Origin of the sequence: Actinomadura sp. RB99 (genome assembly GCF_014706005.1) — a bacterium.
Taxonomy (GTDB): domain Bacteria; phylum Actinomycetota; class Actinomycetes; order Streptosporangiales; family Streptosporangiaceae; genus Spirillospora.
This window is the reverse complement of record NZ_JABMCA010000101.1, coordinates 14,053-27,433: the sequence shown is the minus strand read 5'-3', so window position 1 is coordinate 27,433 and position 13,381 is coordinate 14,053. Positions and strand designations below refer to the sequence as shown.

At 71.8% G+C, this 13,381-nt stretch carries 12 protein-coding genes and 1 riboswitch; of the genes, 10 read left to right on the top strand and 2 right to left on the bottom strand.

Annotated features, from left to right (window positions below):
- Together amrb99_RS52870 and amrb99_RS45355 are read left to right on the top strand one after the other, a co-directional pair.
- The coding region (locus tag amrb99_RS52870; protein ID WP_206700366.1) for an alanine racemase C-terminal domain-containing protein at positions 1-173 on the top strand (173 nt) is incomplete at its 5' end.
- Positions 174-1,007: 834 nt separating this feature from the next.
- Positions 1,008-2,105: a PLP-dependent cysteine synthase family protein gene (locus amrb99_RS45355; protein WP_347257140.1), complete on the top strand. Its 1,098-nt coding sequence runs from the start codon at positions 1,008-1,010 to the stop codon at positions 2,103-2,105.
- 34 nt (positions 2,106-2,139) lie between these two features.
- On the opposite strand, the gene amrb99_RS45350 is transcribed toward amrb99_RS45355, so the two are convergent.
- Both amrb99_RS45350 and amrb99_RS45345 read right to left on the bottom strand, forming a co-directional pair.
- Positions 2,140-3,438 carry a site-2 protease family protein gene (locus amrb99_RS45350; RefSeq protein ID WP_190868289.1) on the bottom strand — a complete coding sequence of 433 codons (1,299 nt, stop codon included), beginning with the start codon at positions 3,436-3,438 and terminating at the stop codon, positions 2,140-2,142.
- A gap of 111 nt (positions 3,439-3,549) precedes the next feature.
- Positions 3,550-4,326, bottom strand: a complete 777-nt coding sequence (locus tag amrb99_RS45345) for an FCD domain-containing protein (protein WP_190868288.1) — start codon at positions 4,324-4,326, stop codon at positions 3,550-3,552.
- Positions 4,327-4,486: 160 nt separating this feature from the next.
- Here amrb99_RS45345 and amrb99_RS45340 point away from each other — a divergent pair, with 160 nt between their 5' ends.
- From amrb99_RS45340 to glyA, 8 genes are all read left to right on the top strand, one after another.
- Positions 4,487-6,016, top strand: a complete 1,530-nt coding sequence (locus amrb99_RS45340; protein WP_347257139.1) for an amino acid permease — start codon at positions 4,487-4,489, stop codon at positions 6,014-6,016.
- 20 nt (positions 6,017-6,036) lie between these two features.
- Entirely contained in the window at positions 6,037-7,392 is a 1,356-nt protein-coding gene (locus amrb99_RS45335) for a glutamine synthetase (protein ID WP_190868287.1), read from the top strand.
- Between the two features lie 64 nt (positions 7,393-7,456).
- Positions 7,457-8,821 carry an aldehyde dehydrogenase family protein gene (locus amrb99_RS45330; RefSeq protein WP_190868286.1) on the top strand — a complete coding sequence of 455 codons (1,365 nt, stop codon included), beginning with the start codon at positions 7,457-7,459 and terminating at the stop codon, positions 8,819-8,821.
- An 82-nt stretch (positions 8,822-8,903) separates the two neighbouring features.
- Positions 8,904-9,668: a 3-oxoacyl-ACP reductase gene (locus amrb99_RS45325; protein WP_190868285.1), complete on the top strand. Its 765-nt coding sequence runs from the start codon at positions 8,904-8,906 to the stop codon at positions 9,666-9,668.
- A gap of 124 nt (positions 9,669-9,792) precedes the next feature.
- On the top strand, positions 9,793-10,167 hold the full coding sequence (locus amrb99_RS45320) for a hypothetical protein (protein ID WP_190868284.1): 375 nt from the start codon (positions 9,793-9,795) through the stop codon (positions 10,165-10,167).
- 126 nt (positions 10,168-10,293) lie between these two features.
- A riboswitch (glycine riboswitch) is annotated at positions 10,294-10,389 on the top strand.
- Positions 10,390-10,566: 177 nt separating this feature from the next.
- Entirely contained in the window at positions 10,567-11,661 is a 1,095-nt protein-coding gene (gcvT, locus tag amrb99_RS45315) for a glycine cleavage system aminomethyltransferase GcvT (protein ID WP_190868283.1), read from the top strand.
- 61 nt (positions 11,662-11,722) lie between these two features.
- Positions 11,723-12,112, top strand: a complete 390-nt coding sequence (gene gcvH / locus amrb99_RS45310) for a glycine cleavage system protein GcvH (protein ID WP_173099099.1) — start codon at positions 11,723-11,725, stop codon at positions 12,110-12,112.
- Between the two features lies 1 nt (position 12,113).
- Positions 12,114-13,370: a serine hydroxymethyltransferase gene (gene glyA / locus amrb99_RS45305; RefSeq protein ID WP_347257138.1), complete on the top strand. Its 1,257-nt coding sequence runs from the start codon at positions 12,114-12,116 to the stop codon at positions 13,368-13,370.
- The last annotated feature ends 11 nt before the right edge of the window (positions 13,371-13,381 follow it).

Genomic DNA, 13,381 nt, shown 5'->3' with positions numbered 1-13,381 from the left:
GCGAGCCGACCGCGCAGGAGTGGGCGGAGGCGCTCGGCACCATCTCGTATGAGATCGTCACCCGCATCGGGGCCCGGGTGCCGAGGGCCTACCGCGGGCGGCGCGGGCCACCCGGCGGCGGCGGGCGCGCTCGGCGGCGTCGGCGCTGCGCTGCAGCAGCTCCGGCGGGATGAGGTCGTGGCGGCCGGCGATGAACTCCTGCACCCAGATCTTCGCCCGGATCAGCGGCCGCCGGAACCGGACCTCCCGGTGCACGGCCCGCTGGTACTTGCGCGAGTCCGGGGCGTACCGCCAGCGCGACCACGGCGACCCCGGGCGCGCCACCCGGATCGCGCCCACCACCAGCAGGACGGGCAGGAACAGCCCGATCAGGCCCGTCCAGATCTTGCCCTTCAGCAGGGTGATCACCGCGAGGACGAGGTTGGCGACGGTGGAGGCGAAGTACGCCCGCGCGAGGGCGCTGCCCGCCGGGTCGGGGACGGCGTCGGCGAACCCGAACGGGCGGATGCCGAGCAGCAGCAGCCCGGTGACGGCGATCGCGACGAAGACGGCGTCGACGGACGCGCGGCCCTTCTCCGTCCAGTAGACGTCGCTGAGGTGCAGCAGCAGCGCGAACTCGTCCAGCACCAGCGCGGAGCCCGCCCCGAACACGACGGCCGCGGCGCAGTCGAGCGCGACGTAGGCGTCCGGGGTGGCGAGGCTCGCGACGCCGCCGACCAGCATCAGCACCACGCCGAACACGACGTGGTGGACGTGGGTGTCGCCGGCCCGGACGTTGCCGAACCAGCCGCTCACGTTGGCGCGGATCAGCCGGACGATCACCCGCGTCAGAACGAACGTGAGGATGAACGCGGTGAAGAAGCCGAACAGCGGCAGCCGCCCGGTCTCCACGATCCGGTGCCGGAAAAGGTCGATCATGTGCCCCCCTGCTGGGCACCATAATGCCCGGTGACATGCGCGGATATCGTGGGACCCGGGTGATCGACGAGGATCGAGGGGAACATCACGTGAGCCGTACCGCCGACCGCTGCGACCCCGGGGGCCGGGCCTGGATCGCGGAGGCGATCCGCAAGGTCGAGGCCGACGCCAACCGCAGCGCCGACACGCATCTGCACGTGTTCCCGCTGCCCCCGGAGTGGGGCATCGACCTGTACCTCAAGGACGAGTCGGTGCACCCGACGGGCTCGCTGAAGCACCGGCTGGCGCGGTCGCTGTTCCTGTACGGGCTGGCGAACGGCTGGATCCGCGAGGGGACGGTGATCATCGAGGCCTCCAGCGGGTCGACGGCGGTGTCCGAGGCGTACTTCGCGCGGCTGCTCGGGCTGCCGTTCGTGGCGGTGATGCCGGCGACGACGAGCCCCGAGAAGATCGGCCTCATCGAGTTCTACGGGGGCCGCTGCCATCTCGTCGGCGACCCGTCCGCGATCTACGACGAGTCGCGGCGGCTCGCCGCCGAGTGCGGCGGGCACTTCATGGACCAGTTCACCTACGCCGAGCGGGCGACGGACTGGCGCGGCAACAACAACATCGCCGAGTCGATCTTCGAGCAGATGCGGCTGGAGCGGTTCCCCGAGCCGTCCTGGGTGGTGGTCGGCGCCGGGACGGGCGGGACGTCCGCGACGATCGGCCGGTACGTCCGGTACCGGCGGTTCCAGACGCGGCTCGCGGTGGTGGACCCGGAGGGCTCGGCGTTCTTCGGCTCGTTCGCCGACGGCGACCCGGAGCGGACCGCGGCGGGCTCGCGGATCGAGGGCATCGGCCGGCCGCGGGTCGAGCCGTCGTTCCTGCCGACGGTGATCGACCGGATGATCCAGGTGCCGGACGCGGCGTCCGTCGCGGCGATGCGCTGGACGAGCCGGGTCAGCGGCCGGGACGTGGGCGGGTCGACGGGCACCAACATGTGGGGCGCGGCGGAGCTGATCGCGGGGATGCGGGCGCGCGGCGAGCGCGGCAGCGTGGTGACGCTGATCTGCGACGGCGGCGAGCGCTACGCGGGCACGTACGGGTCGGACGTGTGGCTCGCCGCGCAGGGCCTGGACATCGCCCCCTACGAGGCGGCGCTGGACGCGTTCCTGAAGACCGGCGAGATGCCGGTCGCCGTCTGACCGGCCCCCGCGGCGGATCGGCCGCGGAACCCGGTCAGCCCTTGAATCTGATCGGGTTGAAGACGTCGGCGTAGATGAGCAGGCCGCCCATGACGATCAGGACGGCCGCCATCACGTAGGTGACGGGCAGGGCCTTGGCGACGTCGACGTAGCCGGGGTCGGGCTTGCGGAAGACCCGCGCGAAGGCCTTCTTCAACGCCTCCAGCAGCGCGCCCGCCATGTGGCCGCCGTCCAGCGGGAGCAGCGGGACGAGGTTGAACAGCCCGACCGCCAGGTTCAGCGAGCCGAGCAGCATGACGAAGTACCAGACCTTCTCGGTGGTCGTGAGGGTCTTGGAGGCGGCGACGTCGCCGCCGATGCGGCTGACGCCGACGACGCCGACCGGGCCGTTCGGATCGCGCTTGTCGCCGCCGAACGCGGCGTTCCAGACGCCGACCATCTTCTGCGGCATCCGGACGAGCGCGCCGACGGTGTGCTCGGTCATCGACCCCATGGCCTCGGCGACGGCGCCGGGCCCCTGCCGCTCCATGGCCTGGGTCGGCGTGATGCCGAGGAACCCCACGTTGACGATCTTGGTGTCGTCCTTGAGGTCGTACATCTGGTTGCGGGCGATCGGGACGGTCAGCGCCATCTCCCGGCCGTCGCGCCGGATCGTCACCGGGACGTTCTGCCCGCCGGAGTCGCGGATCAGCTTCCGGAGCTGCTCATAGTCCTTGATCTTGTGGCCCTGGAAGGACAGGATCCGGTCGCCGGGCCGCATCCCGGCCTGGTGGGCGGGGGTCGGGGTCGCGTTCGCGGGGCAGCTCGTCACGTTCGACTGGCTCGCCGGGACGACGCACTCGGAGACCTCCTGGATGACGGGCTGCGCGGTCTGCTGCCCGATGCCCATCAGCAGGATCGAGAAGAAGACCACCGCCAGCACCAGGTTCATCGCGGGCCCGGCGAACATGATGATCAGCTTCTGCCACCACGGCTTGGCGTAGAACACCCGGTCGCCGTCGTCGGGCCGCACCTCCTCGAGCGCCGCGCCGCGCGCGGACTCGATGAGGCCCTGCCAGGGGCCGGTGCTGATCCGCCGGACGGTGCCGGGGGCGTCGCCCCTGCGCGGCGGCAGCATCCCGATCATGCGGATGTAGCCGCCGAGCGGGATCCACTTCACGCCGTACTCGGTCTCGCCCTTGCGCTTGGACCACATCGTGGGCCCGAACCCGACCATGAACTGGGTCGTCCGCACGTGGAACAGCTTGGCGAAGCTGAAGTGGCCGAGCTCGTGCAGCGCGATGGACGCCAGCAGGCCGAAGAACAGGATCAGCACTCCCGCCAGCCAACCCATGCGTCATGCCCCTCCGTCGTGCACCCCGCGCACCGAGGGGTGGCCTCCAGCAATCACCTCAGACTACGTCAACGCGCCGCATCGCGTTCAGCGCAACGGGCGACCGGCCGCCTACCCCAGGAAGCCGCGGAGGAGGGCGGCGGTGCCCTCTAGGTGCTCGGCGACGGCGCGGCGGGCGGCCTCGGGGTCGCCGGCGAGGATCGCCTCGACGATGGCGGCGTGCTGGACGGCGGCGTGCTCGATGTTGCGGCCGAGGACGGGGATGGCGTTGAGCAGGTCGGTGACGCGCATCCGGGCGTCGGCGCAGGCGGCCGACAGCAGCGCGGACCCGGTCATCTCGGCGATGGCGAGGTGGAAGAGGGTGTCGAGGCGGCGGTACTCGTCCGGGCCGGCGGCGTTCAGCTCGGCGAGGCGCCCGCGCAGCTGGGCCCGCTTGGCGGGCGGCAGGTCGGTGGTGGCGAGAATCTGCGCGGCGCCGGTCTCGACGGCCATCCGGAAGGTGAGGGCGTCGTTGAGGTCGCCGCCCATCTGGGCGAGGGCCCGCCTGAGGTCGGACTGCCGGGGCTTCGGCCGCTCGTAGGTGACGAACGTCCCGCCGAAGCGGCCCCGGCGGGACTCGACGTAGCCCTCCTGCTGGACGGCCCGGATCGCCTCGCGGAGCGTGACGCGGCTGACGCCGAGGAGGGGAGCCAGCTCGCGTTCGGGCGGGAGCCGCTCGCCGCGGTCGACGACGCCGAGCTTGATCGCCTGGAGGAGCCGCTCGACGGTCTCCTCGAACGCGTTGCCGGTGCGGACGGGCCGGAACACCGCCGCGGCCGCCAGGTCGGCGACGCCGGAGCCGGCGGCGTCCGCGCCGGGCGCGCGGGGGTCAGGCTCGGGTGCGGGCATGACCGTCCTTCGGTCCGCGGGGGGCTTCGGGCTCCACGTTACATGTGCGTTTCGTCGTCGTTCGGGGGGTTGACGCGGGACCCCTCCGCAAACATTAATGGTCTGTCATTAGCCCATTGCGGCTGTGTCGAAACCCCCCGTGGCACGCGAGGAGGTGCTCGTGAGCATCGACGAGCACAAGGCATCCCCCGATCCCATGTCCGACGACGAGAAACGGCTGCACGAACTGGGCTACGCCCAGGAACTCAGCCGGTCCATGTCCGGCTTCTCCAACTTCGCGGTCTCGTTCACCATCATCTCGGTGCTGTCGGGCTGCCTGACCTCCTACACCATCGGCCTCAAGGGCGGCGGCCCCGTGGTCATCACGTGGGGCTGGCTCGGCGTCGGCGCGATGACGCTGCTGGTCGCGCTCGCGATGGCCGAGGTGTGCTCCAGCTACCCGACCGCCGGCGGCCTGTACTACTGGGCGGCCAAGCTCGCCCCGTCGAACGGCCCGGCGTGGTCGTGGTTCACCGGCTGGTTCAACTTCATCGGCCAGGTCGCGGTGACCGCCGCGATCGTCTACGGGTCGGCGGCCTTCCTGAACCCGCTGCTGGACCTGCAGTTCGGCTACGGCGTGACGCTCGGCCACACGTTCCTGCTGTTCGCGATCCTGCTGGTCGTGCACGCGCTGCTGAACCAGTTCGGCGTGAAGCTCGTGTCGGTCCTGAGCAGCGTGAGCGTCTGGTGGCACGTGCTCGGCGTCGCGTTCGTGGTGGGGGTGCTGGCGGTCAAGCCGTCGCACCACCAGTCCGCCGGGTTCGTGTTCGGCAAGTTCGTCAACGAGACGGGCTGGCAGTACGGCGCGTACGCGGCGCTGATCGGCCTGCTGCTGTCGCAGTACACGCTGACCGGCTACGACGCGTCCGCGCACATGACCGAGGAGACGCACGACGCGGCGCGGTCCGGGCCGAAGGGCATCGTGAACTCGGTGCTGATCTCGGTCGTCGCGGGCTGGGTGCTGCTGCTCGGCGTCACCTTCGCCATCCAGGACTACGGCAAGGCGGTCGAGGGCGGCCCCGCGGAGATCTTCATCGCGGCGACCGGCGACACGATGGGCAAGCTGCTGATCCTGGTCTCGTTCGGCGCGCAGTTCTTCTGCGGGATGTCCTCGGTGACGGCGAACTCCCGGATGATCTACGCGTTCTCGCGGGACGGGGCGCTGCCGTTCTCGTCCTTCTGGCACAGGATCAACAAGCGCAGCCGGACCCCCACCAACGCGATCTGGCTGGCCGCCGGGGGCGCGTTCGTGCTGGCCCTGCCCGCGATCTGGAACCTGACCGCGTACCTGGCGGTGACGTCGGTCGCGGTGATCGGCCTCTACATCGCCTACGTGATCCCGACGTTCCTGCGGCTGCGGCAGGGCAAGGACTTCAAGCCCGGCCCGTGGAGCCTCGGCAGGTGGAGCAAGCCGATCGGCACGCTCGCCGTGGTCTGGGTCGTCGTCATCTCGATCCTGTTCGTCCTGCCGCCGGCGAAGCCGATCACCAAGGACACCTTCAACTACTCGCCCATCGCGATCCTCGTCGTCCTCGGCGGCGCGGGCCTGTGGTGGGTGCTGTCGGCCCGCAAGTGGTTCACCGGCCCCAAGGTGCAGGGCAGCGCCGAGGAGCTGGCGGCCATCGAGCAGGAACTCCAGTCGCTGGGCTAGCCCGTTAGGAGACCGGACACGTGACCACATCGCTCACCCTCGACGAGCTGCGCGGGGAGGCGGCGGAGGGCCGGATCGACACCGTGATCGTCGCGATCACCGACATGCAGGGGCGCCTGCAGGGCAAGCGGCTGTCGTCCCGCTACTTCCTGGAGGAGGTGGCCGGGCACGGCTCGGAGGGCTGCAACTACCTGCTGGCCGTCGACGTCGACATGAACACGGTGGACGGCTACTCCATGTCGTCCTGGGAGCGGGGCTACGGCGACTTCGTCATGCGCCCCGACCTCGGGACGCTCCGCCGGGTCCCCTGGCAGGAGGGCGCGGCGCTGGTCCACGCCGACATCGTGTGGGAGGACGGGTCCGACGTGGCGCCCTCGCCCCGGCAGATCCTGCGCCGCCAGCTCGGCCGGCTGGCGGAGCGGGGCTGGGGCGCCTACGTCGGGACGGAGCTGGAGTTCGTCGTCTACCAGGACTCCTACGAGGACGCCTGGCGGAAGGCGTACCGGGACCTCACCCCGGCGAACCAGTACAACGTGGACTACTCGCTGCTCGGCGGCGCCCGCGTCGAGCCGCTGCTGCGCCGGATCCGCAACGGCATGACCGGCGCGGGGATGTACGTCGAGTCGGCGAAGGGCGAGTGCAACCTCGGCCAGCACGAGATCGCGTTCCGGTTCGACGAGGCGCTGCGGACGTGCGACAACCACGTCCTGTACAAGACCGGCGCGAAGGAGATCGCCGCCCAGGAGGGCATGTCGATCACCTTCATGGCGAAGCCGAACGAGCGCGAGGGCAACTCCTGCCACGTGCACATCTCGCTGCGCGACGCCGACGGGACGCCCGTCCTCGCCGGGGACGGCCCGCACGGGCTGTCGAAGATCGGTGAGCACTTCATCGCGGGGCAGCAGGCGTGCCTGCGCGACTTCACCCTGCTGTACGCGCCGAACATCAACTCCTACAAGCGCTACCAGCCGGGCTCGTTCGCGCCCACCGCGATCAAGTGGGGCGTGGACAACCGGACGTGCGCGCTGCGGCTCGTCGGGCACGGGCCGTCGCTGCGGATCGAGAACCGGGTGCCGGGCGGCGACGTCAACCCGTACCTGGCGGTGTCGGCGCTGGTCGCGGCGGGCCTGCAGGGCATCGAGAACGAGCTGCCGCTGGAGGAGCCGTACGCGGGCAACGCGTACGCGACCGACGCGGAGACGGTGGTCGGGACGCTCCGCGAGGCGGCGGCCGACTGGGAGCGCAGCGCGCCGGCCGCCGACGCGTTCGGCAAGGAGGTCGTCGAGCACTACGCCAACTACGCGCGCGTGGAGCTGGACGCCTACGACCGCGCGGTGACGGACTGGGAGATGTTCCGCGGCTTCGAGCGCCTGTAGCCGCGGGCCACGCGTGACCGGACCACGTTCGCTCGCGGCGGGCCGGCGACGTATCGAGGGGGACATGAGCGAGTTCGAGGTTCTGAATCCGGCGACCGAGGAGGTCGTGGAGGTCGTCGCGCTGGCGTCGGCGGACGAGACCGACGCGGCGGTGGAACGGGCCAAGCGGGCGTTCCCGGCGTGGCGGGACGTGGCGCCGGGCGACCGGGCGCGGCTGCTGCGGGCGTTCGCCGAGCAGGTCGACGCGCACCTGGAGGAGCTGGCCGCGCTGGAGGTCCGCAACGCCGGGCATCCGGTCGGGCAGGCCCGCTGGGAGGCCGGCAACCTGCGGGACGTCCTGCACTACTACGCCGCCGCGCCGGAGCGGCTCGCCGGGCGGCAGATCCCGGTGCCGGGCGGGGTGAACGTGACGTTCGCCGAGCCGCTCGGCGTCGTCGGCGTGATCGTGCCGTGGAACTTCCCGATGCCGATCATGGGCTGGGGCATGGCGCCCGCGCTCGCCGCGGGCAACACGGTGATCGTCAAGCCGGCGGAGCTCACCCCGCTCACCGCCCGCCGCGTCGGGGAGCTGGCGCTGGCGGCGGGGCTGCCGGAGGGCGTGCTGCAGGTGCTGCCGGGCGCGGGGCCGGTGGCGGGCCGCCGGCTGGTCGACCATCCGGACGTCCGCAAGATCGTCTTCACCGGCTCGACGCGGGTCGGCAAGGAGATCATGCAGGCGTGCGCGCCGGGCGTGAAGCGGCTGACGCTGGAGCTCGGCGGCAAGTCCGCGAACATCGTCTTCGCGGACGCCGACCTGGAGAAGGCCGCCGCGACCGCCCCGTACGCGGTGTTCGAGAACGCCGGCCAGGACTGCTGCGCCCGCTCCCGCATCCTGGTGGAGCGGCCCGTCTACGACCGGTTCCTCGAACTGCTCGAACCGGCCGTGCACGGCGTCGCCGTCGGCGATCCGCGCGACGCCAAGACCGAGGTCGGGCCGCTGATCAGCGCCGCGCATCGGGACCGGGTCGCGTCTTACGTGCCCGAAGGCGCGCCCGTCGTGATCCGCGGCTCGGCGCCCGAGGGCCCCGGCTTCTGGTTCCCGCCGACCGTCCTCGCCACCCCCGACCACGCGACGCTCCCGGCCTGGCACGACGAGGTGTTCGGGCCGGTCGTCACCGTCGTCCCGTTCGAGGACGAGGCCGACGCGTACCGGATCGCCAACGACACGCCCTACGGGCTGTCCGGCTCCATCTGGACCCGCGACATCGGCCGCGCCCTGCGGGCCTCCCGCGCCGTCGAGGCCGGGAACCTGTCGGTGAACTCCCATTCGTCCGTGCGGTACTGGACGCCGTTCGGCGGGTTCAAGCAGTCCGGCCTCGGCCGCGAGCTGGGCCCGGACGCGCTCGACGCGTTCACCGAGACCAAGAACGTCTTCATCGCCGCCGACTGAGCCCGGCCGGCACCCGCCCCGCAAGCCCCCGCAAGCCCCACAAGCCTCCGCAAGCCCCGCGAGTGACAGGAGAGAGAGCAGCATGCAGCGTCTGGAAGGCCGGGTGGCCGTCGTGACCGGCGGCGCCAGCGGCATCGGCCTGGCCACCGCGCGCCGTTTCGTCGCCGAGGGCGCGAAGGTCGTCGTCGCCGACGTCGACGAGACCGCCGGCAAGAGCGCCGCCGACGAGCTCGGCGGACTGTTCGTCGAGGTGGACGTGACCAGCGAGGACGCGGTCGAGGCCCTGTACCGGACGGTCCACGGCGCCTACGGGCGCGTGGACGTCGCGTTCAACAACGCCGGGATCTCGCCGCCCGACGACGACTCGATCCTGGAGACCGGCCTGGACGCCTGGAAACGCGTGCAGGACGTCAACCTGACCAGCGTCTACCTGTGCTGCAAGCACGTCATCCCGTACATGCTGGAGCAGGGCAAGGGATCGATCATCAACACCGCGTCGTTCGTCGCGGTGATGGGCGCGGCGACCTCGCAGATCTCCTACACCGCGTCCAAGGGCGGCGTGCTGGCGATGTCGCGGGAGCTGGGCGTGCAGTTCGCGCGGCAGGGCATCCGGGTGAACGCGCTGTGCCCCGGCCCCGTCAACACCCCGCTCCTTCAGGAGCTGTTCGCCAAGGACCCCGAGCGGGCGGCGCGGCGCCTCGTCCACGTCCCCGTGGGGCGCTTCGCGGAGGCGTCGGAGATCGCCGCGGCGGTCGCGTTCCTGGCGTCGGACGACGCGTCGTTCATCACGGCGTCGGAGTTCCTGGTGGACGGCGGCATCTCCGGGGCCTATGTGACGCCCCTCTAGGGCGCCCGCTATGCGCAGCGGTGCTAACCGGCCCGCGTTTTCTTGGCACGCCCGTCGGTAGGCGCACGCGCGGCCTTCTGCGCATCATGGCGCTTTCCACCCCGGTCTCTGGAGAAGTGATCCTGTGAAGCGCAGTCTCGTGGCGGTACTGGCGTTGTCGCTCGCGCTCGGCGGATGCGGCGGCTCGGACCACAAGAAGAGCGCCGCCTCGTCGCCCACCACCGCCGCGCCGGCCCCGGCGGCGTCGTCCGCGCCGCCGGGGGGTTCCGGGGCGTCCGGCGCCTCGAAGGGCACGGGGGCCGTGCCCACCGCCCCCGGCGGGAACGGGACGGCGCAGGCCGCGCAGAAGTTCAACGACTGCGTGCGCAAGCACGGGATCACGATGCCCAGCCCGCACCCGAGCTCGACGCCGTCGAAGGCCGAGCTGGCCAAGATCAAGGCGGCGCTGCAGGCGTGCGTGAAGGCGATGTCCGGCACCCCCGCCGCCACGCCGAAGTAGCGGCCGCCCGGCGGCCCGGCGGGGCGGCTCGGCCGGAGCACGCGCCGCCTCCGGCCGCGCCGCCGGCCCGGCGCGGCGGCCGCTGGTCGCACGGCGTTGCCGCTGCTAGCCTGGGCGCGACGCCGTTGATCCCGTGCGGGAGAGTTCCACGCAGCCGGCGTGGGACGCCGAAGGAGCAAATCCTCCCCGGAACCTCTCAGGCCCACGGACCGCACGGACCAGGCGACCTCTGGAAAGCGGGGACCCCGTCCCCCGCCGAAGGTGAAAGCCCGCGCCGCGTCCCGTACGGGGCGGCGGGTGAAGCTCTCAGGCGCCGATGACAGAGGGGGAGGCACCGATACGCCCGGTGCGCGAGTGGGACGATGGACCACGCGCGCCCGCGACGAAGGAGCCGAACCGATGTCCGCCGACCTGACCCCGAAGAAGACGCCGCTGCACGACGTCCACCAGGACCTCGGCGCGAACCTCGTCGATTTCGCCGGCTACCTGATGCCGCTGCGCTACCGGAGCGAGACCGCCGAGCACCAGGCCGTCCGCACCGGCGCGGGGCTGTTCGACCTGTCCCACATGGGAGAGATCTTCCTGTCCGGCCCCGGCGCCGCCGACGCGCTGGACCACGCGCTGGTCGGCAACCTGTCGCCGATGGCGGTGGGCAAGGCCCGGTACACGATGATCTGCGACCCGGACGGCGGCGTCCTCGACGACCTGATCGTCTACCGGCTCGCCGACGAGACCTGGATGGTGGTGGCGAACGCCGCGAACGTCGCGGTGGTCCGAGAGGCGCTCACCGAGCGGGCGGCGGGCTTCGAGGCCGCCGTCGACGACCGCTCCGACGCCTACGCGCTGATCGCGCTCCAGGGCCCGCGCTCGCAGGAGATCCTCGAAGGGTTCACCGGCGCGCCGCTCGCCGACCTGCGCTACTACGCGATCCTCGCCGACCGCGTCGCCGGCGTGGACGCCCTGATCGCCCGCACCGGCTACACCGGCGAGGACGGCTTCGAGCTGTTCGTGGACGCCGCCGACGCCGTCGCGCTGTGGAAGGCGCTCGCGGCGGTCGACGGGGTCGTGCCCGCCGGGCTCTCCGCGCGCGACACGCTCCGCCTGGAGGCCGGGATGCCGCTGTACGGCAACGAGCTGACCCGGGAGACGACCCCGTTCGAGGCCGGCCTCGGCCGTGTGGTCAAACTGGACAAGGCGGTCGACTTCGTCGGGAAGGCGGCCCTGGCGGCGCAGGCGCAGACCCCCGCGGGCCGTAGGCTCGTGGGACTGGTGGCGCGCGGGCGTCGCGCGCCCCGGAAGGGGTACCGGGTCGTCGCGCCGGACGGCACGCCGTGCGGCGTGGTGACCAGCGGCGCCCCGTCGCCCACACTGGGCACGCCGATCGCCATGGCCTACCTCGACAGCGGCGTCGAGGAGGCCGGCCTCGCGGTGGACGTGCGCGGCAGGCAGGAGCCGGTCGACGTGGTCGCCCTGCCGTTCTACAAGCGTTCCTGAAACACAGTCGTCCGGGGGTGTGGGGGCCCGGCCCCCACATGGGAAGAGAGAGAAAAAGATCGTGAGCGTTCCGGAGCAGCTCCGCTACAGCGAAGAGCACGAGTGGGTGGCCGGCCTGGGTGGCGAGGACGGCATCGTCACGGTCGGCATCACCGCGCACGCCGCCGACGCGCTCGGCGAGATCGTCTACCTCGAGCTGCAGCCCTCCGAGGGCGACGCCGTCGAGGCCGGCGAGCCGTGCGGGGAGATCGAGTCGACCAAGTCGGTCAGCGACCTGTACTCGCCGGTCAGCGGCGAGATCACCGCGATCAACAGCGCGGTGGTGGACGAGCCCAAGGTGATCAACGACGACCCGTACGGCGAGGGCTGGATCTTCAAGGTGCGGATCTCCGACGAGCCGGGCGACCTGCTGGACGCCGAGTCCTACGACAAGCTGATCGAGGAGAGCTGACGTGGGTCTGTACGACTCCCTCGCCGCGGCGGACCCCGAGGTCGCCGAGGCGGTGGACGCCGAGCTGCGCCGCCAGCAGTCCACCCTCGAGATGATCGCGTCGGAGAACTTCGCGCCGGTGTCGGTGCTGGAGGCGCAGGGCTCCGTCCTGACCAACAAGTACGCCGAGGGGTACCCGGGCAAGCGGTACTACGGCGGCTGCGAGTTCGTCGACGTGACCGAGCAGCTGGCGATCGACCGCGCCAAGTCGCTGTTCGGCGCCGAGCACGCCAACGTCCAGCCGCACAGCGGCGCGCAGGCCAACACCGCGGTCTACTTCGCGCTGCTGCAGCACGGCGACACGATCCTCGGCCTCGACCTCGCGCACGGCGGGCACCTCACCCACGGGATGCGGCTGAACTACTCCGGCAAGGTGCTGAACGTGGTGCCCTACCACGTCCGCGCCGAGGACGGCCTGGTCGACATGGACGAGGTCGCCTCCCTCGCCGCCGAGCACCGGCCGAAGATGATCGTGGCGGGCTGGTCGGCGTACCCGCGGCAGCTCGACTTCGCCGCGTTCCGGGAGATCGCCGACTCGGTGGGCGCGCTGCTCATGGTGGACATGGCGCACTTCGCGGGGCTCGTCGCGGCGGGGCTGCACCCGTCGCCCGTCCCGTACGCGGACATCGTCACCACCACGACGCACAAGACGCTCGGCGGCCCGCGCGGCGGCCTGATCCTCGCCCGCGAGGAGTACGGCAAGAAGATCAACTCGGCGGTGTTCCCGGGCATGCAGGGCGGCCCGCTGGAGCACGTGATCGCCGCCAAGGCGGTCGCGCTGAAGATCGCCGCGTCGGACGAGTTCAAGGCCCGGCAGGCCGTCACCGTCGAGGGCGCGAAGATCCTCGCCGAGCGGCTGCTCGCCGAGGACTCGGCGAAGGCCGGCGTGAAGGTGCTCACCGGCGGCACGGACGTGCACCTCGTCCTGGTCGACCTGGTGGACTCCGAGCTCACCGGCCGCGACGCCGAGGACCGGCTGCACGAGATCGGCATCACCGTCAACCGGAACGCGGTCCCGAACGACCCGCGCCCGCCGATGGTGACGTCCGGCCTGCGGATCGGCACGCCGGCCCTGGCGACCCGCGGCTTCACCGCCGAGGACTTCGCCGAGGTCGCCGACGTCATCGCGCTGGCGCTGCAGCCGTCCTTCGACGCCGGCGCGCTGTCGGCCCGGGTGAAGGCCCTCGCCGACGAGCACCCGCTGTACCCCGACCTGTAACTCCCTCGCGC